The organism is Streptomyces sp. NPDC006551 (assembly GCF_040611675.1).
Classification (GTDB): Bacteria; Actinomycetota; Actinomycetes; order Streptomycetales; family Streptomycetaceae; genus Streptomyces.
Genome location: NZ_JBEXOT010000001.1, coordinates 386,441 through 408,516, shown reverse-complemented (window position 1 = coordinate 408,516; position 22,076 = coordinate 386,441). Strand labels below are relative to the sequence as shown.

14 protein-coding genes are annotated in these 22,076 nt (G+C 71.6%); 10 read left to right on the top strand and 4 right to left on the bottom strand.

The features are described 5' to 3' along the window. The first annotated feature begins 44 nt into the window (after positions 1 to 44). The 4 genes from ABZY12_RS01740 to ABZY12_RS01725 all read left to right on the top strand — a co-directional run bounded on the left by ABZY12_RS01740 (position 45) and on the right by ABZY12_RS01725 (position 4,441). The gene (locus ABZY12_RS01740; RefSeq protein ID WP_003948568.1) at positions 45 to 656 is read left to right on the top strand and encodes a response regulator transcription factor; all 612 of its coding nucleotides are present in this window, start codon (positions 45 to 47) and stop codon (positions 654 to 656) included. A 308-nt stretch (positions 657 to 964) separates the two neighbouring features. Further along, a complete protein-coding gene (locus ABZY12_RS01735; RefSeq protein ID WP_356886006.1) occupies positions 965 to 1,567 on the top strand; it encodes a sigma-70 family RNA polymerase sigma factor in 603 nt (200 codons plus the stop codon). Between the two features lie 139 nt (positions 1,568 to 1,706). Continuing rightward, entirely contained in the window at positions 1,707 to 3,209 is a 1,503-nt protein-coding gene (guaB, locus tag ABZY12_RS01730) for an IMP dehydrogenase (RefSeq protein ID WP_356886004.1), read from the top strand. A gap of 107 nt (positions 3,210 to 3,316) precedes the next feature. Continuing rightward, positions 3,317 to 4,441: a GuaB3 family IMP dehydrogenase-related protein gene (locus tag ABZY12_RS01725; RefSeq protein ID WP_356886002.1), complete on the top strand. Its 1,125-nt coding sequence runs from the start codon at positions 3,317 to 3,319 to the stop codon at positions 4,439 to 4,441. A gap of 66 nt (positions 4,442 to 4,507) precedes the next feature. Here the strand turns inward: ABZY12_RS01725 and ABZY12_RS01720 are convergent, their stop codons facing one another. Continuing rightward, on the bottom strand, positions 4,508 to 5,749 hold the full coding sequence (locus ABZY12_RS01720) for a nucleotide sugar dehydrogenase (RefSeq protein WP_356886000.1): 1,242 nt from the start codon (positions 5,747 to 5,749) through the stop codon (positions 4,508 to 4,510). 224 nt (positions 5,750 to 5,973) lie between these two features. On the opposite strand from ABZY12_RS01720, the gene ABZY12_RS01715 reads away from it, so the two are divergent. The 6 genes from ABZY12_RS01715 to ABZY12_RS01690 all read left to right on the top strand — a co-directional run bounded on the left by ABZY12_RS01715 (position 5,974) and on the right by ABZY12_RS01690 (position 19,052). Continuing rightward, positions 5,974 to 7,680: a glycerol-3-phosphate dehydrogenase/oxidase gene (locus ABZY12_RS01715; protein WP_356885998.1), complete on the top strand. Its 1,707-nt coding sequence runs from the start codon at positions 5,974 to 5,976 to the stop codon at positions 7,678 to 7,680. A gap of 314 nt (positions 7,681 to 7,994) precedes the next feature. After that, positions 7,995 to 10,511, top strand: a complete 2,517-nt coding sequence (locus ABZY12_RS01710) for a protein kinase (protein ID WP_356885996.1) — start codon at positions 7,995 to 7,997, stop codon at positions 10,509 to 10,511. 171 nt (positions 10,512 to 10,682) lie between these two features. Next, positions 10,683 to 13,568, top strand: a complete 2,886-nt coding sequence (locus ABZY12_RS01705) for a protein kinase (protein WP_356885994.1) — start codon at positions 10,683 to 10,685, stop codon at positions 13,566 to 13,568. A gap of 220 nt (positions 13,569 to 13,788) precedes the next feature. After that, positions 13,789 to 15,387, top strand: coding sequence for a serine/threonine-protein kinase (locus ABZY12_RS01700; RefSeq protein WP_356886280.1), 1,599 nt, complete (start codon positions 13,789 to 13,791; stop codon positions 15,385 to 15,387). A 155-nt stretch (positions 15,388 to 15,542) separates the two neighbouring features. Then, positions 15,543 to 17,171, top strand: a complete 1,629-nt coding sequence (locus tag ABZY12_RS01695; protein WP_356885992.1) for a succinic semialdehyde dehydrogenase — start codon at positions 15,543 to 15,545, stop codon at positions 17,169 to 17,171. Between the two features lie 48 nt (positions 17,172 to 17,219). Further along, positions 17,220 to 19,052 carry a GMC family oxidoreductase gene (locus ABZY12_RS01690; protein ID WP_356885990.1) on the top strand — a complete coding sequence of 611 codons (1,833 nt, stop codon included), beginning with the start codon at positions 17,220 to 17,222 and terminating at the stop codon, positions 19,050 to 19,052. A gap of 219 nt (positions 19,053 to 19,271) precedes the next feature. Here ABZY12_RS01690 and ABZY12_RS01685 read toward each other — a convergent pair whose 3' ends face one another. The 3 genes from ABZY12_RS01685 to ABZY12_RS01675 form a co-directional block, all read right to left on the bottom strand. Next, positions 19,272 to 19,847, bottom strand: coding sequence for a hypothetical protein (locus tag ABZY12_RS01685; RefSeq protein ID WP_356885988.1), 576 nt, complete (start codon positions 19,845 to 19,847; stop codon positions 19,272 to 19,274). A 97-nt stretch (positions 19,848 to 19,944) separates the two neighbouring features. Further along, positions 19,945 to 20,883, bottom strand: coding sequence for an RHS repeat-associated core domain-containing protein (locus tag ABZY12_RS01680; protein ID WP_356885986.1), 939 nt, complete (start codon positions 20,881 to 20,883; stop codon positions 19,945 to 19,947). Positions 20,884 to 21,509: 626 nt separating this feature from the next. Beyond that, complete coding sequence (locus tag ABZY12_RS01675; RefSeq protein WP_356885984.1) at positions 21,510 to 21,845, bottom strand: chorismate mutase; 336 nt, start codon at positions 21,843 to 21,845, stop codon at positions 21,510 to 21,512. Positions 21,846 to 22,076 lie beyond the last annotated feature (231 nt).

The window sequence follows — 22,076 nt, the reverse complement described above, 5'->3', positions numbered from 1 at the left end:
CCCTGGAGGCTCAAGGTGACGCGCATCAGCTGCGGAGGGCGGCCATGACATCCGTCCTCGTCTGCGACGACTCCCCGCTTGCCCGAGAGGCGCTTCGCCGCGCGGTCGCGACCGTGCCCGGCGTGGAGCGCGTGACCACCGCGGCCAACGGCGAGGAAGTCCTCCGCCGCTGGGGCGCGGACCGCTCGGACCTGATTCTGATGGACGTACGCATGCCCGGTCTGGGCGGCGTGGAGACCGTCCGCCGACTGCTGTCCGCGGACCCCGGCGCCCGCATCATCATGCTCACCGTCGCCGAGGACCTGGACGGCGTCGCGCTCGCGGTCGCCGCCGGTGCCCGTGGCTACCTGCACAAGGACGCCTCGCGCGCCGAACTGCGGGCCACGGTCACCCAGGCCCTCGCGGACCCGACCTGGCGGCTCGCCCCGCGCCGGCTGCGTTCGGCCGAGATGGGCGCGGCCCCGACGCTCACCGCCCGTGAGATCCAGGTCCTCGAAGGGATGAGTCACGGCCGGTCCAACGCGGAGATCGGACGCGAGCTCTTCCTCTCCGAGGACACCGTCAAGACGCACGCGCGCCGCCTGTTCAAGAAGCTGGGCGCGTCGGACCGCGCGCACGCGGTCGCGCTCGGCTTCCGCTGGGGCCTGGTGCGCTAGGTCGGTCGCCCGGTGACTCGGGGCGGTCGGCCCTGATCCACCGGACACTCTCCAGGCGCCCGTGGCCCGTCGCATCCCCGTCCGCCATCGGCGGGCGGGGCGGCTTCTGTCCCCACCGAGGCAGCGGCTTGTGTCAGTAACTCTCCCGATGCCGCATCCTTGAGGGTGTGGAGTTCCTCGGGGACGAGTCGATCGAGCGGAAGGGGAGGGCGCAGGAGATGAGTTCCGGCGCACCTACTCATAACGCTTCGGTGCACAACTACGGACGCGGTGCCGCGGATCCTCGGGCGCCAAGGCACCATGGAGCGATGCGCGACGACGAGACCGTGGGGTCACCCATGCCCGTAGGGCCGGGGGAGATCGGTGCACTCGTTCACCGTGCCGTCGACGGCGACGAACAGGCGACGCACGACCTTCTGGCGCGCGTGCACCCGCTCGCCCTGCGCTACTGCCGCACCCGGCTGAGCCGGCTGCCCGGTGACGCTCGCCACTTCGTCGAGGACCTGGCGCAGGAGGTCTGCGTCGCGGTCCTGATGGCTCTGCCGCGCTACAAGGACACGGGCAGGCCCTTCGAGGCCTTCGTCTTCGCCATCGCCGGGCACAAGGTCGCCGATCTGCAGCGGGCCGCGATGCGCCACCCCGGGTCGACGGCGGTGCCCTCCGACGAGATGCCGGAGCGGCCCGACGACTCGCTGGGCCCCGAGGAGCGTGCGCTGCTCAGCGACGATGCCGAATGGGCCAAGAAGCTGCTCGCCAATCTGCCGGAGAACCAGCGGGAGCTGTTGGTGCTCCGGGTGGCCGTCGGGCTGACGGCCGAGGAGACCGGGCAGATGCTGGGCATGTCGCCCGGGGCGGTCCGGGTCGCGCAGCACCGCGCCCTGAGCCGGCTGCGGGCGCTGGCCGAACAGTAAGGGTCGAAGGGGCCGGATGGCCCTCACGTACACGTGCGAACGTCCAAAGCTGCTCTCTGATCTTGATCGTGGAATGAGACACCGTCGAGGCCCGTTAGCATGGACATCCGCACCGATCAAGGCCATTGGGGAAGGTGTCATGACTGTCTACGTCGACGGAGTGCCCGAGAAATTCGCGACACTCGGGCTGACCTACGACGACGTGCTGCTGCTGCCGGGCGCGTCGGAGGTGCTCCCCAACGCGGTCGACACCTCGTCCCGTATCTCCCGCAACGTCCGGGTCCAGATCCCGCTGCTCTCGGCGGCGATGGACAAGGTGACCGAGTCCCGCATGGCGATCGCGATGGCCCGTCTGGGCGGCGTCGGCGTGCTGCACCGCAACCTCTCCATCGAGGACCAGGCCAACCAGGTCGATCTGGTCAAGCGCTCCGAGTCCGGCATGGTCACCGACCCCATCACGGTGCACCCGGAGGCGACGCTCGCCGAGGCGGACGCCCTGTGCGCCAAGTTCCGCATCAGCGGTGTCCCCGTCACCAACCCGGACGGCAAGCTGCTGGGCATCGTGACCAACCGCGACATGGCCTTCGAGAGCGACCGCAGCCGCCAGGTCCGTGAGGTCATGACGCCGATGCCGCTGGTCACCGGCAAGGTCGGCATCTCCGGCGTCGACGCCATGGAGCTGCTGCGCCGCCACAAGATCGAGAAGCTGCCGCTGGTCGACGACGAGGGCGTGCTCAAGGGCCTGATCACCGTCAAGGACTTCGTCAAGGCGGAGAAGTACCCGAACGCCGCCAAGGACGCCGAGGGCCGCCTGCTCGTCGGTGCCGCCGTGGGCGCGAGCCCCGAGGCGCTGGAGCGGGCCCAGGCGCTCGCCGCCGCCGGGGCGGACTTCCTGGTCGTCGACACCTCGCACGGCCACAACAGCAACGCCCTGAGCTGGATGGCGAAGATCAAGTCGAGCGTGAACGTCGACGTGATCGGCGGCAACGTCGCCACGCGTGACGGCGCGCAGGCGCTGATCGACGCCGGTGTCGACGGCATCAAGGTCGGCGTGGGCCCCGGCTCGATCTGCACCACCCGCGTGGTCGCGGGCATCGGCGTCCCGCAGGTCACCGCCATCTACGAGGCTTCTCTCGCGGCCCGTGCCGCCGGTGTCCCGCTGATCGGCGACGGCGGTCTGCAGTATTCCGGCGACATCGGCAAGGCGCTCGCCGCCGGCGCCGACACCGTCATGCTCGGCAGCCTCCTCGCGGGCTGTGAGGAGTCGCCCGGCGAGCTGCTCTTCATCAACGGCAAGCAGTTCAAGTCGTACCGCGGTATGGGCTCGCTCGGCGCCATGCAGTCCCGCGGCCAGGGCAGGTCGTACTCGAAGGACCGCTACTTCCAGGCCGAGGTCAGCTCCGACGACAAGCTCGTGCCCGAGGGCGTCGAGGGTCAGGTGCCCTACCGCGGCCCGCTGTCCAACGTCCTGCATCAGCTCGTCGGCGGCCTGCGTCAGACCATGGGCTACGTGGGTGCCGCCACCGTCTCGGAGATGGAGTCCAAGGGCCGCTTCGTGCGGATCACCTCGGCGGGTCTCAAGGAGAGCCACCCGCACGACATCCAGATGACGGTCGAGGCGCCGAACTACAGCAGGAAGTAACAGAGCGCGACGCGTGAGGGGCGGTTCCGGAATGTGGCCGGAACCGCCCCTCACGCTTGTGTCGGGGATACTGGTAGGCGCAGACATAGAGGGAAAGGCCACACATCGTGACTGAGATCGAGATCGGGCGCGGCAAGCGCGGCCGCAGGGCGTACGCGTTCGACGACATCGCCGTCGTACCGAGCCGGCGCACCCGGGACCCGAAGGAGGTCTCGATCGCCTGGCAGATCGACGCCTACCGCTTCGAGCTCCCCTTCCTGGCCGCCCCCATGGACTCCGTCGTCTCGCCGCAGACCGCCATCCGCATCGGCGAGCTGGGCGGCCTGGGCGTGCTGAACCTCGAGGGCCTGTGGACGCGGTACGAAGACCCGCAGCCGCTGCTCGACGAGATCGCGCAGCTGGACGAGGCGACCGCGACCCGCCGTCTGCAGGAGATCTACGCCGCTCCGATCAAGGAGGAGCTGATCGGGCAGCGGATCAAGGAGGTGCGCGACTCGGGTGTGGTCACCGCCGCCGCGCTCTCCCCGCAGCGCACCGCGCAGTTCTCCAAGGCCGTCGTCGACGCGGGGGTGGACATCTTCGTCATCCGCGGCACGACGGTCTCCGCCGAGCACGTCTCCGGGGCCGCCGAGCCGCTGAACCTGAAGCAGTTCATCTACGAGCTCGACGTCCCGGTCATCGTCGGCGGCTGCGCCACGTACACCGCGGCCCTGCACCTGATGCGCACCGGCGCCGCCGGTGTCCTGGTCGGCTTCGGCGGCGGCGCGGCGCACACCACGCGCAACGTCCTCGGCATCCAGGTCCCGATGGCGACCGCGGTCGCCGACGTGGCCGCTGCCCGCCGCGACTACATGGACGAGTCGGGCGGCCGCTACGTCCACGTCATCGCCGACGGCGGCGTGGGCTGGTCGGGCGACCTGCCGAAGGCGATCGCCTGCGGCGCGGACTCGGTCATGATCGGTTCCCCGCTGGCCCGCGCCACGGACGCCCCGGGCAAGGGCCACCACTGGGGCATGGAGGCCGTCCACGAGGACGTGCCGCGCGGCAAGCTGGTCGACCTGGGCATCGTCGGCACGACCGAGGAGATCCTGGCCGGTCCGTCGCACTCCCCGGACGGCTCGATGAACTTCTTCGGCGCCCTGCGCCGCGCGATGGCCACCACGGGCTACAGCGAGCTCAAGGAGTTCCAGCGCGTCGAGGTCACGGTCGCGGACGCGCAGCACAAGCGCTGACGCTTTCCCGTACGTACGGAGAGGGCCCCGCACCACCCGGTGCGGGGCCCTCTCCGTGTCCGCGGGTCAGAGGCGGTGGGCGGCCCCCGCGGGGGTGGCGCCGCGGGTGTCGAGGAGCAGCTGGGCCTTGACCGACAGGCCCTGGAGGTCGTACGTGCGGTGGTGCTGGAGCAGGAGCGTGAGGTCGGCGTGGGCGGCGGCCTCGTAGAGGGAGTCCGCGCGGGGGACCGGGACGTCGCGGACGCGCCAGTCCGGGACGTACGGATCGTGGTAGCTGACCACGGCTCCCAGGTCCATCAGGCGGCGGGCGATCTCGTCGGCGGGTGAGCCCTCGCGGTCGGCGAGATCGGGTTTGTAGGTGACGCCGAGCAGAAGCACCCGGGCGCCGCGGGCCGACTTGCCGTGCTCGTTCAGCAGGGTGGCGCAGCGTTGGATGACGTACTGCGGCATGCGTTCGTTGACCTGGCTCGCCAGTTCGACCATACGGAGCGGGCGGTGGGTCCCGATGGTGTCGACGGGGACGCCGTGGCCGCCGACGCCCGGGCCCGGGCGGAAGGCCTGGAAGCCGAAGGGCTTGGTCTCGGCGCAGCGGATGACGTCCCACAGGTCGACGCCGAGCTCGTGGCAGAGCACCGCCATCTCGTTCACCAGAGCGATGTTGACGTGCCGGAAGTTGGTCTCCAGGAGCTTGACCGTCTCGGCTTCGCGGGGGCCACGCGCGCGTACCACCTTGTCGGTGACACGGCCGTAGAAGGCGGCGGCGGACTCCGTGCAGGCGGGGGTGAGGCCGCCGATGACCTTGGGCGTCCCGGCGAATCCGTGGGTGCGGCTGCCGGGGTCGAGACGGCCGGGAGAGTACGCGAGGTGGAAGTCGCGACCGGCGCGCAGACCCGAGCCCTCTTCGAGGAGGTCGCGCAGCATGCCCTCGGTGGTGCCGGGGTGGACGGGCGACTCCAGCAGAACGGTGGTGTGCGGGCGCAGCCGGGCGGCCAGGGCGCGGGCGGCGTCGGCGACGGCGGCGAGGTCCAGAGCCCGGTCGGGGCCGAGCGGGGTGGGGGCGCAGATGACGGCCGTACGGACCCGGCCGAGCTCCGCCGGGTCGGTGGAGGGCCGGAAGCCGCCCGCGAGCATCCGGCGGATCTCCGACGCGCTGAGCGAGCCGTCGACGGGCGGGCGGCCGGCGGCGAGTTCGGCGACGGGGCGTGGGTCGATGTCGTAGCCGATGGTGTCGATGCCGGCGGCGACGGCGGCTTGGGCGAGGGGGAGTCCGTGGTGGCCGAGGCCGATGACGGCGAGATCAGCGGGCATGGAGGTGGGACGTCCTTCCCAGTAGCCGGAGGGGACGAGACGCGCAAGCCCTGTGGACAGAACGGGGGCGAGCGCAATGTCAGACTAGGCGTAAATATGACCGATATGCGGGATTGCGAGGTCGAAGGTCGCCGAGTGTTATCCACAGGCGGTGGCTGAAGTCGGAGGGCCGGGACAGAATCGAGACTGTGAGCCCGACCACGGGGGGACGACGGGAGGCAGCGGTGAGGACAGCGGCACTGGGACCCGCCGAGCGCGCGGAAGCGCTCGCGACGATGGCCGAGCGTGAACTGGACGTACTGGTCGTGGGCGCCGGTGTCGTCGGCGCCGGGACCGCCCTCGACGCGGTCACGAGAGGACTCTCGACCGGCCTGGTGGAGGCCCGGGACTGGGCGTCCGGCACCTCCAGCCGGTCGAGCAAGCTGATCCACGGCGGCCTGCGGTATCTGGAGATGCTCGACTTCGCGCTCGTACGGGAGGCGCTGAAGGAGCGCGGACTGCTCCTGGAGCGGCTCGCGCCCCATCTGGTGAAACCCGTGCCCTTCCTCTACCCCTTGCGGCACAAGGGCTGGGAGCGGTTCTACGCGGGCTCGGGCGTCGCGCTGTACGACGCGATGTCGGTGTCGTCGGGACACGGTCGCGGTCTCCCCGTCCACCGGCATCTGTCACGGCGTCACGCCCTGCGGGTGGCGCCCTGTCTGAAGAAGGACACGCTGGTCGGGGCGCTGCAGTACTACGACGCCCAGATGGACGACGCCCGCTTCGTGGCCACACTCGTACGGACCGCGGCGAGTTACGGCGCGCAGGCCGCCAGCCGGGCGAGGGTGATCGGCTTCCTGCGCGAGGGCGAACGGGTGGTCGGCGCCCGGGTGAAGGATGTCGAAGGCGGCGGTGAGTACGAGATCCGCGCCAAGCAGATCGTGAACGCCACCGGGGTGTGGACGGACGACACCCAGGCGCTCATCGGGGAGAGGGGGCAGTTCCACGTACGGGCGTCGAAGGGCATCCATCTGGTGGTGCCCAAGGACCGGATTCACTCGAACACCGGACTGATCCTGCGCACCGAGAAGTCCGTCCTTTTCGTGATCCCATGGGGGCGGCACTGGATCGTCGGCACCACGGACACCGACTGGGACCTGGACAAGGCGCATCCGGCCGCGTCCAGCGCCGACATCGACTATCTCCTCGAGCACGTGAACAGCGTGCTGGCCGTCCCGCTCGGCCGGGACGACGTCCAGGGGGTGTACGCCGGGCTGCGGCCCCTCCTCGCCGGAGAGTCGGACGCCACCAGCAAGCTCTCGCGCGAACACACCGTCGCGCACCCCGTCCCCGGTCTCGTCGTCGTGGCCGGCGGCAAGTACACCACCTACCGCGTGATGGCCAAGGACGCCGTAGATGAGGCCGTGCACGCGCTCGACCAGCGGGTCGCCGCCTGCGTCACCGAGGACATCCCGCTCCTCGGCGCCGAGGGCTACAAGGCCCTGTGGAACGCGCGGGCCAGGATCGCGGCCCGGACCGGGCTCCACGTCGTACGGGTCGAGCATCTGCTCAACCGCTACGGCGCCCTGACGGAGGAGATCCTGGAGCTGGTCGCCACCGACCCGAGTCTCGGCGAACCGCTGACGGGCGCCGAGGACTATCTGCGGGCCGAGATCGTCTACGCCGCCTCCCACGAGGGGGCCCGGCACCTGGACGACGTCCTGACCCGGCGCACCCGGATCTCGATCGAGACCTTCGACCGGGGGACGCGCAGCGCGCGGGAGTGCGCGGAACTGATGGCGCCGGTGCTGGGCTGGGACACGCAGCAGATCGAGAAGGAGGTGGAGCACTACGAGAAGCGGGTGGAGGCGGAGCGGGAGTCGCAGCGGCAGCCGGACGATCTGACGGCGGACGCGGCGCGTCTCGGCGCGCCGGACATCGTGCCGATCTGACGCCCTGTCGGGATCGGGGCGGCACGGAAAGCGTGGAGCAGGGGGGAGAATGGACGCCAACTCGGCGGCCTGCTCGGCATGTTGGCGGCTGCGCGTGTCGCCCTGTTCACGGGGTCGGGGAACCTCGGAGGGGTGGCTGGGCGTCGGGTGGCATGGTGGGAGTGTCGTTCCCCGGGGCCGTCTTCTCGGACTGCGGACCCGGGAGCAGTGCGGGTCCCGGAGTGAGAGACAATGGGCTCTCTTCCAGGGCGGGTTACCGCATCGCGCGGGAAGCGGCAGGCGCGGGCGAAGATCAGGGATCGCAGAGGGGACGCATGTCGGAGGCGGAGCAGTCGCGGGGCACGGCGCGGGACCCTCGGCGGGACGCCGGCGCGGGTGCCGGAACCGACGGCGACCGGGGTGTGGTCCCAGCGGCGCGTGAGGCGGAGCGGGACGGGGACTCCGGCGCGGAGACGGGCAAGGCGAGCGGCGCGAGCAGCGCCGAAGTCGCCGTCGAGCCCTCGGACGCCGGGGCGGGCAAGGTACCCGGACCGGCGACGGCCGGGGAGGACGCGACGGCCTCGAAGCCGGGCACGGACGCCGTGCCCCCGGAGGCGGACGCGAAGCCCGTGGACAGGGCTCGATCGGATGCGGCCCCGGCCGGCGGCGAGCCGGTGGACGCGGTCCCGGCCGGCGGCAAGCCGACCGAGAGCGCGCCGAAGAAGGCCGACCCGGCGGGCGAGGGCCCGGCCGGTCTCACGTCCGCTCAGCCGGACGACGCGAAGCCGGTCGATGCCCGGCCGGTCGATGCGAAGCCTGTCGATGCGAAGCCGCATGACGCGAAGCCGGTCGATGCGAAGCCGCCTGTCGATGCGCGGCCCGGCGACGTGAAGGCGGGGGGCGTGGGGCGTGCCGAAGACCGGCCCGTCGACGCCAAGCCGGCCGTGAAGGGTACGGGCGTCGCCGCCGGAGGGGCCCCGGGGGCCAGGAAGGCCGGTGCGCCCGGACGCTCCGCGAAGGCGGCGGCGGCCGGGGCGACGACCGAGGGCAGCCTGCTGGCCGGCCGTTACCGGCTCGGTGCGGTGCTCGGGCGCGGAGGCATGGGCACGGTGTGGCGTGCCGTGGACGAGACGCTCGGACGGACGGTCGCCGTCAAGGAGCTTCGCTTCCCCAACAGCATCGACGAGGAGGAGAAGCGACGCCTCATCACCCGGACCCTGCGCGAGGCCAAGGCCATCGCCCGGATCCGTAACAACGGCGCCGTGACCGTCTACGACGTCGTCGACGAGGACGACCGTCCCTGGATCGTCATGGAGCTGATCGAGGGCAAGTCGCTCGCCGACGCCGTCCGGGAGGACGGCACGCTCACGCCCCACCGCGCCGCCGAGGTCGGCCTCGCCATCCTCGACGTGCTGCGCTCCGCGCACCGTGAGGGCATCCTGCACCGCGATGTGAAGCCGTCGAACGTGCTGATCGCCGAGGACGGCCGTGTCGTCCTCACCGACTTCGGCATCGCCCAGGTCGAGGGTGACCCGTCGATCACCTCCACCGGCATGCTCGTCGGCGCCCCCTCGTACATCTCGCCGGAGCGGGCCCGTGGTCACAAGCCCGGACCGGCCGCCGACATGTGGTCGCTCGGCGGACTGCTGTACGCGGCCGTCGAGGGCAGCCCGCCGTACGACAAGGGCTCCGCGATCGCGACGCTCACCGCCGTGATGACCGAGCCCGTCGACCCGCCGAAGAACGCGGGGCCGCTGCTCGAGAAGGTCATCTACGGCCTGCTCGCCAAGGACCCCGCCCAGCGGCTCGACGACGCTGGCGCCCGCGTGCTCCTCAGGGCCGTGCTCGACGCGCCCGCGCCCACCTTCGTGCCCGAGCCGTCGCCTGAGGCCACCCGGGTCGTTCCGCTGCCGCCGGTGCCCTCGAAGCCGCCGTTCGGACCCGCCACCACGGAGAAGAGCGGCGAGGCGGCGGCCGAGCGGATGCTCGGCGCGCTGAAGTCCGTGCGCAACGCCGCCGCCGCGCCGAAGCCGGCGCAGGGCGGCAACAGGCCGGCTCAGGCCCGGGCGTCGCTCACGGACGTGGTGCCGCGCCGCACGCTGGTGATCATCGCCGCGATCGTGGTCCTCGCCCTGCTCGGCACCATCCTGGCCGTCGCGCTGGGCGGAGGCGACGGCGGCACGGACAACAAGGGCGGCGGCACGGGAGGCGGCGACCAGGTGACCTCGGCCGGTGCCACGGCGGGAAACGGTGACACCCAGGAGCAGGGAAAGACGCAGGGGCAGGGGCAGACACCCAGCGGCCCCGGCGAGCAGCCCGGCGGCACGGGCGAGCAGAGCGGCACGCCGTCGGGGAAGCCCAGCACCGGCGGCCCCGGTGCGGGCGGCACATCGCTGCCCGCCGGGTACGTCATGGTGGCCAACGACCGCTTCCACTTCGGCATGGCGATGCCGGCGTCCTTCAAGCTCAACGCGATAGCGGGCCGGAACTCCGGCGGGATATTCAACGCGAACGGCGGCTTCCCGCGCGTCCAGGTCGACTTCAACGACAGCCCGAAGGACGACGCGGCCAGCGCGTGGGCCGGTGCCGTGGCCGGGGTGTCCGCCAGCAGCAACGGCTACCGCCACATCGGCATCAAGCCCGTCTCGTACAAGGGATATCCGACCGTCGCCGACTGGGAGTTCGAGCGCAATCAGAGCGGCATCCGGGTCCGGATCCTCAACCGGGGCTTCAAGGTGGACGCCAAGCGCGGTTACTCCATCATGATCAGCTGCAAGGCGGACGCGTGGGACGCCGCCGAATGCAAGACGCTGCGGGACACGGCGTTCGCCACGTTCAGCCCCAAGGACTGACCGACGGCACGTATCGTGAGGGTCGGGGACCGTACGCCGCTGGACAGAGCCGACAACTGCACGGGTTCCGACCATAATTGACGGTTCCGTACGATCTGTGAGATCCCTGGGGTGTACGGGATCCGCGGGATCGCGGGAACAGGGGGACAGCGCGCTCGGTGGGGAGGCGTCGTGGAGGACTACGCGGGCAGGGTGCTCGCCGACCGCTACCGCCTGCCGCTGCCGCCGTCGGACGCGTACGACCTCGTGGAGACGCGCGCCTTCGACACATACAGCGGGCAGGAGGTCCTGGTCCGCCAGGTGCCGCTGCCCGAGGTGGTCGACGCCGAGTTCCTCGACGGTGACACCGGCGGCGGGTCCGTGGCTCACCCGGCCCAGGGGCGGACGACCCGGCGCCCGGCCGACCCCGCCGTGCGGAGGGCCGTCGAGGCGGCGCAGGCCGCCGCGCAGATCCCCGACCATCCCCGTCTCGACCAGGTCTTCGACGTGTTCGCCGAAGCCGGTTCGCTGTGGATAGTGAGTGAACTGGTGGCGGCCAGGCCGCTGGCCGCGCTCCTCGCCGAGCGTCCCCTCACTCCCTACCGGGCGGCGGAGATCGGCTCCGACGTCCTCACCGCCCTGCGGGCACTGCACGCCCATGGCTGGACCCACCGGAACATCACCCCGCGGACGGTGCTCGTCTGCGACGACGGACGGGTGGTGCTCACCGGGCTCGCGACGGGCGCGGCGGAGGAGGCCCTGTGCGGGTACGCGCCGGTGCCGGAGCCCGAGGAGGACGACCGGCGGTACACCACCGGAGCGGCCGAACTGTCCGAGGCCGCCGGGGTCTCAGAGGCCGTCGCATCCGTCGGGGACTCCGGGGCCTCCGTGGAGCCGCGCGTTCCCGTCGCCGCCGAGCGGCCGGACGCGGGGACGGCCGCCGTTCCCGTTCCCGGCGCACGCTCGCGTACGGAGATCGAGGCGGCGCGACCCGAACGGCCGGGGCCGGCCGACGAGTCGGGCGCCCCGGTGGCGAGCCCGACCACGGACGTACGGGCGGCCCGCGCGGGTGCCATCGCCGCGTACCGCGCGGGAGCCCGCGCCGCGGCGCGACTCGGGGACACCGGACCGGAGCCGGCGCGGCGCCCGGACCCGTACCAGGACCCGGCCCCCCACCCGGACCAGGACCCGAACCCGGACCCGGATCCCGGTGACGCGTCCGATGCCGGCCGGGAACCCGAGCCGGGTTTCGAACGCGACCCCGGGCCCGCCCACGGCCCGGGACGCGAACCCGCGCCCGTGCCCGCGCAGGGACTCGGTCCTGAGCCGCAGTGGTGGTCCCATGCCGAGGACGACGAAGACGACGAGGACGAGGGCGCCGGGCCGCCCCGCGCGCTGCTCGCCGGCTCCTGGAGCGACGGACCGCACGTCTCGCGCGACGGCTCGGGGCCGATCCCGGCGGGCGGGTCGGGCCCGGCCGGAGGCCGGGGAAGCGGCCAGGTGCTCCCGGGCTCCGGCCGTCCCGCTCTCCCCGCCGGCTACACCCCGGCGCAGGCTCCGAATCCGGTGCCCGTCCCTGTACCCACCGCCCCGGTCCCTGTGCCCGTGCCGGCCGTCGGCCGCTGGGACGAGCCCGCGCCGGACGCGGACGGCCCGGGGCGCCCGTACCGCGGTCCCGCCACCCGGCTCGCCGGCGAGCGGGCCCGGCAGACGCGGATCGCCGTCGTCGGCGCCGTCACCGAGCGCTGGGCCCCCGAGCAGGCGGGACCGGTCCACGAGAACTGGCGGCTGGCTCCGCCCATCGGCCCCGCCACCGACCTCTGGGCGCTCGGCGCGCTGCTCTACCGGGCGGTCCAGGGCCACGCCCCGTACCCGGAGGACAACGCCGCCGAGCTGGTCCAGCTCGTGTGCGCCGAGCCCCCCGCCTTCGCCGAGGAGTGCGGGCCGCTGCGCCCGGTCGTCGAGTCCCTGCTGCGCCAGGACCCCACCGAGCGCCCTGACTTCGAGGAGCTGCGGGGCTGGCTGCGCTCCCTCGTCCGGTCGGCGCCCGAGCCCGACGCCGGCGTGGGGGTCGTCCCGCTGCCGTCCGTCGACGCCACCCGGCTGCCCATCGTGCGCCGCCGCGGCGAACTGGTGCGCAGGCGTCGTGGGGGAGCGGCCGGCGGCCGCCATCGGCACAAGAAGGGCAAGCTGCCCTACAAGCCCCATCAGACCCATCAGCCTCATGAGCCCGCCGCGCCACGTCAGGCCCGTCGCCAGGACCTACGCCACGAGTTCCGCCAGGAGTTCCGGCAGGAGGAGTTCCACGAGGAACTCCCGCAGCGGGCCCCACGCTCCCCACGGCCCTCGCGGTCGCCCGGAGCCGCCCGCTCCCCGCGTGCCCTCGGACGTACGCTCCTGCTCCTGATCCTGTTGCTGCTCGGCGGGGCCGTCGCGTACGCCGTGATGTTCATGCCCAAGGAGGGTGGCGCCGGGGGCCAACGCGCCGCCGGGCAACCGGGCGGGCAGTCCGCCGCGCCCTCGGACCCCGGCCCGGAGAAGACCACCACGCCGAGCACGAAACCGAGCCCGAGCACGAAACCGAGCACGAGCAGGACCACTCCGCCGGCCGCCACCGCAGACCTCGCGGCGGGCTACTCGCTGCGCAAGGACCCGGAAGGCTTCCAGGTCGGCGTCGCCGAGGGCTGGCGGCGCAGCCCCATCAACGACGCCGGTCAAGTCCGCTACACAGGCGGCGAATTCACCCTCATCGTGGTGCCCGGACGGGACACCGTGCAGGCCAACGGCGCGGACCCGATGGCGTACCAGCGCACCAAGGAGCGCGAACTCCAGCCCTGGCGGGACTCCTCCTGGTCCAGCGCCTCCGGACTGCGCCGCATCGACGTCGGCCGACAGTCCATGGCGGTGGGGCAGTTCACCTGGCAGGACAGCACCGGCCGCGAGGTGTTCGTCCGCAACCTGGCCCTGATCGAGAGCGGCCGCTACCACGTGGTCCAGGTCATCGGCCCGGAGACCGAACGCGACAAGGTGTCCGAGATCTACGACCAGGCCGTGAAGGCGTACCGCGCGACACGCTGAGGCGGCCGGCCGGCTCTCCGCCGACCGGTCGACCGCCGTTCGCCCCTCCGGCGACCCGTCCGCCGCGCGGTCACAGGCTTGTTCCGTTGCCCGCCCCGAGGTTCCGCCGCCCGTTCCGCCTCCGTAATCTGGCCTCCGAAGGAACGGGCGGGGGCAAGTGGAACATTCACAGAGCGCAGGCGCGGGGACCGGGGTTGGGCCGGACGCGGGAGAGGGTCTCCTGCTGGCCGGGCGCTACCGGTTGGGCGAGACGATCGGCCGCGGGGGCATGGGCAAAGTGTGGCGCGCCCATGACGAGGTGCTGCACCGGATCGTCGCCGTCAAGGAGTTGACGGCCGGTCGGTTCGTGGCCGAGGCCGATCGCCTCGTGCTGCACGCCCGTACGCAGAAGGAGGCCCGCGCCGCGGCCCGGATCACCCACCCCGGTGTGGTCACCGTCCATGATGTCCTGGAGCACGACGACCGGCCGTGGATCGTGATGCAGTACGTAGACGGGCCCTCGCTCGCCGACGCCGCGAAGGAGGCCGGCACGATCGAGCCCCGGGAGGCGGCCCGGATCGGCCTGCACGTCCTCGGCGCCCTGCGTGCCGCGCACGCGGCCGGGGTGCTGCACCGGGACGTCAAGCCCGGCAACGTCCTGCTGGCCCGCGACGGACGGGTCCTGCTCACCGACTTCGGGATCGCGGCTATCGAGGGCGACTCGACGATCACGCGCACCGGTGAACTCGTGGGCTCGATCGACTATCTGGCGCCCGAGCGGGTACGGGGTGGGGACCCCGGTCCCGCCTCCGACCTGTGGTCGCTGGGCGCGACGCTGTACACGGCGGTGGAGGGCAGCTCGCCGTTCCGGCGGAGCTCTCCCATCAGCACCATGCAGGCGGTGGTGACGGAGGAACCGTCGCATCCCGGGAAGGCCGGCCCGCTCGCGCCGGTCATCGTCGCGCTGCTCCGCAAGGACCCGGCGCACCGGCCGCTCGCGGACGAGGCCGAGCGGATGCTGCTCGACGCCATGGAGGGCCGCACCCCCCAGGCCGCGCAGGCGTACGTACCGACGCAGCGGGTGGGACGGGAGGAGCTGACCTCCGCCACCACCCCGCTCCCGGCCCAGGGCGACTCCGCGTCCACGGCCACCCCCGCGTCCCTGTCCGCGCACCCCGCCACCGTGTCGCCCCGGCCCGCCGGTCCCGGGCCCAAGGGCCGTGGACGCTGGCGTACGGCGGTCCTGGCTGCCGTCCTCGCCGGTCTGGTCGCCGGAGGAGCCGTCTTCGCCGCCATGAACTACTCCGGCGGAGGTGAGGGCGGGGACTCCGGCCGTGGCGGCACGGCTCCCGCCGTGACGGGGCAGACCCCGCCCGCGATCCCGGCCGGCTGGCACCGGGTCCACGACCCGGAGGGCTTCAGCCTGCTCGTACCCGACGGCTGGAAGCGGCAGACCGACGGCGACAACATCGACTACACCCCGGACAACGGCCGCCACCGGATCCGGATCAGCATCGACCCCACGCCCGACTTCGAGAACCCGTACGTGCACGTCCTGGACCTGGAGAAGACCCTCAAGAACCGGATGAAGTACCAGCGGATCAAGCTCAACCAGAACACCTACCGCGACCAGGTCCGCTCCGCCCGGTGGGAATTCACCTGGTACGAGAAGCAGGAGTTCCCGGGCCCGAGACACGCCATCGACCAGTTGTACTTCACGGACGACGGTACCGAGTACGCCCTGTACATGTCCTCGCCGGAGTCGAGCTGGGCCACCACCCGGGAGCAGTTCGACATCGTCCTGCGGCACTGGCGGGCGCCGGGCGAGCAGGCGGACTGAGCGGGCGCGAAATCCGGGAAGTCGCAGTCGCGCCCGACCGTGAGCCCCTGATCAGGGCTTATGTGCCAGCGATCGCTGGCGTGATTGTGCGCACGTGGTGAAAACGTATTACCGACGGGTACCCAAAGGCCGGTTCGCGGCCTACTCTCGCCCTCATGACGGACTCGCAGGCACCCACGACCCCGGCCACCGCCACTCTCGGCACGAACCCCCTCGCGCCCTCGCCGGCCGGTGCCCGTACCGCCGCCGACGTCGTGACGCCCGAGGTGGTCGCCCAGCTCACCCGTGGAGTCGTCGGCTCCGGCCGTACCGCGAACCACACCCCCTTCACCGGGGAGAGGCTCGCCGAGCTGCCCGAGTCCACCCCCGAGGACGTCGCCGAGGCCTTCGCCCGCGCCCGCGCCGCTCAGGGCGCCTGGGCCGCGACCCCGGTCCGGGCTCGCGCCGCCGTCCTGCTCCGCTTCCACGACCTGGTCCTGGAGCGCCAGGCCGAGGTGCTCGACCTCATCCAGCTGGAGACCGGCAAGGCCCGGCTCCACGCCCACGAGGAGGTCCAGGCGGTGGCCGTCGCCGCCCGCCACTACGGCCGCAAGGCCCCCTCCTACCTGCGCCCCAAGCACCACACCGGAGTCGTACCGACCCTCACCAAGGTCACCGAGCTGCGCCAGCCGCGCGGTGTCGTCGGACAGATCGCCCCCTGGAACTACCCGCTGGAACTCTCCGTCGGCGACGCGCTGCCCGCCTTCGTCGCGGGCAACGCCGTGGTGATGAAGCCGGACACCGAGACCGCCCTCACCGCGCTGTGGGCCCGGGATCTGCTCATCGAGGCGGGGCTGCCGGCCGAGGTCTTCCAGGTCGTCCTCGGCGACGGACCGGTGGTCGGCCCCGAGGTCGTCAAGCACGCCGACTACGTCTCCTTCACCGGCTCCACCCGCACCGGCCGCGAGGTCGCGCAGGGCGCCGCCGCCCGGCTCGTCGGCGTCACGCTCGAACTCGGCGGCAAGAACGCCATGCTGGTCCTGAAGGACGCCGACATCGAGAAGGCGGCCGCCGGCGCCGTCCGCGCCTGCTTCTCCTCGGCCGGACAGCTCTGCATCTCCATCGAGCGGCTGTACGTGCACGAGTCGATCGCCGACGACTTCGTCGCCCGGTTCGCCGCCCGTACGAAGGCGATGCGGCTCGGCAACTCCCTCGCCTACGGAGCCGACATGGGCTCCCTCGTCAGCGACCGGCAGCTGGAGACCGTCACCCGGCACGTCGAGGAGGCCGTCGCCAAGGGCGCCAAGGTCGTCGCGGGCGGCGTCGCCCGCCCCGACATCGGCCCGCTCTTCTACGAGCCGACCATCCTCGACGGCGTCGAGGCGCCGATGGCCGTCTGCACGGAGGAGACCTTCGGCCCGGTCGTCTCGATCTACCGGTTCAAGGACGAGGACGAGGCCGTCGAGCTGGCCAACGGCACGCCGTACGGCCTCAACTCCTCCGTCTGGACGAAGGACGCGCGCCGCGGCCACGCCATCGCCGCCCGGCTGCGCACCGGCACGGTCAACATCAACGAGGGGTACGCCCCGGCGTACGGAAGCGTCCAGGCGCCGATGGGCGGCATGAAGGACTCCGGGCTCGGCCGGCGCCACGGCTCGGAGGGCATCCTGAAGTTCACCGAGGCCCAGACCGTCGCCCAGCAGCGGCTGATCCCGCTCGCGCCGTCCTTCGGCATGGACGACGAGAAGTACGCCGCGTTCATGAGCGTGTCCCTGAAGGCGATGAAGGCCCTGCGCCTGCGCTGACCCCCGTCCGTTTCCGCACGTTCCGCACTTTTCCGCACGAGGAGAGCCATGACCGCGGTACCCCCTGCCCAAAATCAGGAAGACGACGGTGCGTACGACTACGACGTCATCGTCGTCGGCTCCGGCTTCGGCGGCTCGGTCACGGCCCTGCGCCTGACCGAGAAGGGCTACCGGGTCGGCGTCCTAGAGGCCGGCCGCCGTTTCACGCGCGCGACCCTGCCGAAGAACTCCTGGGACCTGAAGAACTTCCTCTGGGCCCCCGCCCTCGGTCTCTACGGCATCCAGCGCATCCATCTGCTGGGCAATGTCATGGTGCTCGCGGGCGCCGGGGTCGGCGGCGGCTCGCTCAACTACGCCAACACCCTCTACGAGCCGCTCGCGCCGTTCTTCGAGGACCCGCAGTGGAGTGACATCACCGACTGGCGCGACGAGCTCACCCCGTACTACGACCAGGCCAAGCGGATGCTGGGCGTGCGGCTCAACCCGACGATGACCCCCTCCGACGTGCACCTGAAGGCCACCGCCCAGGCGATGGGGATCGGCGACACCTTCCACATGGCGCCGGTCGGCGTCTTCTTCGGCGACGGCAAGGACGCCGAGGGCACGGCCAAGGCGAAGCCGGGCGGCGAGGTGGCCGACCCGTACTTCGGTGGCGCCGGCCCGTCCCGCAAGGCGTGCACCGAGTGCGGTGAGTGCATGACCGGCTGCCGGCACGGCGCCAAGAACACCCTCAACGAGAACTACCTCCACCTCGCGGAGAAGGCCGGCGCCGTCGTCCACCCCATGACCTCGGTCGTCGCGCTCAGCGAGGACTCGCGGGGCGGCTATGCCGTCAAGACCCTGCCGACCGACAACCGGAAGAAGGGCGCGGGGCGGACCTTCACCGCCCGCAAGGTGGTGATCGCGGCCGGCACGTACGGCACCCAGACCCTGCTGCACCGGATGAAGGACTCCGGTCTTCTGCCCCGGATCTCCGCCCGCCTCGGCGAGCTGACGCGTACCAACTCCGAGGCGCTGGTGGGCTCGCAGACCACCGACCGCCGCTACCGCAAGCGGCACGGCAAGGACCGGGTCGACTTCACCCGGGGCGTCGCGATCACCTCGTCGATCCACCCGGACGAGAACACCCACATCGAGCCGGTGCGGTACGGCAAGGGCTCGAACTCGATGGGCGGTCTGACCGTCCTCCAGGTGCCCTACGGCGCCCACCGGGTCCGCAAGTGGCTCCTGGAGATGGTCAGGCACCCCGCCCTCGCCCTGCGCTCGCTGTCCAACCGCCGCTGGTCGGAGCGGACCATCATCGGCCTGGTGATGCAGTCCCTGGACAACTCGCTCACCACCTACCGCAAGCCCGGCGGCCTCGGAAAGGGCCTGCTCACCGCCCGCCAGGGGCACGGCGCCCCCAACCCGACCCAGATCGAGGCGGCCACCCGCGCCGCCTCCCTGATGGCCGAGGAGATCAACGGCTTCGCCGGCTCCAACATCGGTGAGCTGATGGGCACCCCGCTGACCGCACACTTCCTGGGCGGCTGCCCGATCGGCGCCGACGCCGAGTCCGGCGTCATCGACCCGTACCACCGTCTCTACGGCCACCCGGGCATCTCGGTCGTCGACGGAGCGGCGATCTCCGCCAACCTGGGCGTCAACCCCTCGCTGACGATCACGGCGCAGGCGGAGCGGGCGATGTCCTTCTGGCCGAACAAGGGCGAGGAGGACCCGCGCCCGCGCCAGGGCGAGGGGTACGTGCGACTGTCCCCGGTCGCGCCGAAGTCCCCGGCAGTCCCGGCGGACGCCTTCGGCGCGCTGAACCTGCCGTTCCTGGGCATCCCGGCGGTCCCGCCGAAGCGGCCACAGCCGAGCCCCGACACCTCAGTCTCCTGACACACGGAAGAGGCGCTGCACCCCCCTCCGAGTGCAGCGCCTCTCCAGCTTCTGGGTGGTGCTGCATGCATGACCTGTGGCCCGGGGGATTGGTTGTAGCGGATGCACGGAATCGTTGTGTGACGCGCGTCACTGTGATGGTCGGGTGGTGGACGTGGAGGAACTATCGGGCCCCTCGCATGTGGCGAAGGACCCGATAGCTATGCATGCTGTTCCGGCTCAACCGCGGTCGGGCAAGAACCTTCCGAAAGGCAGCCGGCGTGTGAGCTTGCCCCCCTCTGGGCTCTCGAAGTCGTACTCCTCGACGACGAGAGCATCGCCCTCGACTGAGGGAACGGATGCGAAGAGGGAGTCGCTGTCGAATCTCGCAGCAGTCTCCAAGTCCGGGCCGATCACCCAGATCCGCTTGGCGCTTGTGATCGCCAGCCCTCGCCCGTCGAGCACCGGGGTGATGCCGGACACCTCCAGTGACGACTTGCCGACCGGCAGCAGCGGGTAGGACTTCACGACCGTTCCGGTGGATGCGCTCAGAACCAACGCCGCTGTGTCACCGAGAATCACCAGTACGTCTGGGGTCTCCCAGTAGAGGCAGCCGTAGTCGCTCGTTCTCGAGTCAGCGTGCTGGTAGCTCGGGTCCTCCCCGAGGTCGCCGAGATCCGCCTCCCAGAGAACAGAGCCGAGGCTGTCCGCTACATACAGCCGCAGGCGCTCGTCATCGTGCATGACGCCGTGCATCTCGCGGTCCCCGGGAAGGGGGACGGCCCTCTGACCCCTGAAGGTAATGTTCCGACTCATCGCAGGACCTTAAAGTTCAGGCTCAAACCGCCAGTGCCAGGGATGGTGATGGTTCCCGCGCGGCCGAACACCCGGCCCAGTGTGTTCGCATCGTTGGTCAAGTAGATGTCTGCACCTGTCTGTGCGACCTGCACGAGGTTGAGGGCGTCGCCTGCGTTCCCCCTTGCTGCCCTTCCAGAAACGATACCGTCCATGGTCTTGCGGAAGGCTGACGCCGGTATCGATTCGCCCGGAACCGACGCATCGACGATCGTGACACCGGGGTCGGCTTGGACGGCGCCGGAGGAAGCCCGCCGACCGAGGAAGTGCCGCTCTGGCCGCCACCAGGTGTCGAGCTGCCGGTCGGCCGCTTGTGCCCGGTCTGTCCGGGACGCGTGCCCGACTCGCACTTGCCGTTGCCCATGTCGACGCAGAGGCCGCTCGCGTCGTTGAACGTGACCGGGTTGTTGTTCGCGTAGACGTACGGGTTCATCGACTTCGAGTCGGCCACGTTGAGCGTCGGGTCGACCGAGACGAACCGGCCAAGCGCAGGGACGTACTCGCGGGCTCCCAGGTGCGTGAGTCCCGTCGACTCGTCCATCGTTCCGCCGACGAAGCCCTTTTCGCCGGGCCACATCGTCGGTTTGGCGCCCCGACTCTCCCCGAAGGGAGTGAACTTCCGGCGGGTGGCCGCTCCAGTGAGTGAGTCCACCGACGTGGTAGCGATGCCGTTGGCGTCACTCAACAGGTACGACGTGGTGATCTTCCCCGCTTCCGCCGTACGCACCATCACGGGACCGGCCGGGTGCACGTGGTAGCGCGTGCCCTTGATCACGTTCCCGGCTTTGTCCAGCTTGACCTCGGTGCCGGGCAGATACAGCGTGGTGCCCGTCGGATCGCGACGGATGAGGCGGCTGCCGTCGGCGTCGTAGAGGTACTCGGTGGTCTTGGCGGTGTCGCCGAAGCCCTCGGTGACCTTCTTGAGGTGGCCCTCGCGGTCCCACACCAGGGACTGGATCATGCGCTCGGTCGCCGGTGACACCAACGCCAACGGCATCGACGACACCGCAATGGTGGGAGAGCTCGGAGGGTGGCAGTCGGGCCTACACCTTCACCAGGAAAGGCGACGGTGATTTCGACAGCCCCGTACCGTTCTGGCACGCGGAGCCCGGCACCTGGTGACTCAGGTAGCCGTCCGAGGTGACGGGTGACGAACAGGGCCCCACGGTGCGATTTCGGTCGCGCCGTGGGGCCCTTGGGGGCGGCACCGGTGTCAGGGCAGGGGCGGTGCCGGCGGAGGGCGGCGCCCGGGGGGAGGAGGCGCCGCCTGGGTGGGGGGACTCGGGGGTCGGGACGGTACGCGGGAGTGGATCGCGTCGTGCTGGGCGGATGCGGCCGGGCATCCGTCGGGCCGGTTGCGGTCGGCCCCGGGCGTCCCCGGGGCCGACCGCCCTTAATGGGTGACCGGGCTGCTGTCCCCTGCCGTCCGGTCACGCGCGCTGGGGCGAGGTCCCACGACGTACCGGTGGTACGCCACACGCCCCAGCGGAGCCACGCGTGGTCTCTTCGGGCCCGCCCCTGGCTGGCACGGACATCGGGACCAACGAAGGGTGCGGGAACCGGTCACGCGCCGTACGGGTGAGAGCGGGTCCGAACTCAGGTCCGTACCCCCGTCCCCGCGGGTCAGACCCGGCCCCGGCACAGCTCGAGCACGGTCATGGCGAGGGTGGTGCCCGGCTTGCCCAGCGCGTCCCTGTAGTGGCCGAGGACCTCCATCTCGCGCGCGAGGTTCACGCGGCGGCCGCCCGAGCCGATCCGGGCCTCCTGGATCACGGCCGAGACGGCCATCCGTTCCTGGATCAGGCCGATGATCCGGTCGTCGAGCGCGTCGATCCGGTCGCGGGCGTCACCGATGAGCGCGGCCGCCTCGTCGGTACGGGCGCCGGTCTTCTCGGCCACGGTCTTCGCGGTCAGGGTCTTCTCGGTCACGGTCTTCGCGGCGGCGGTCGTGGTGGTCATCGGGGGCTCCTCGTGGTGTCGGGTGTCGGAGGCCCCGGAGCGGCACGGCCCGGAAACGACAGAACGCCCCGGGCCTTGTCGGCCCGGGGCGCCTGGGAAGTCGCTTGTCAGATCAAGCAGCACGACCATGGCAGCCGGACGGGCCGGTGCCATAGGTAAAGACGAAGGTCGTGAGCTTGCGCATGCGGACAGTATGGACCCCGCCCCGCGCCCCCGGCCAAACCGGGTTCG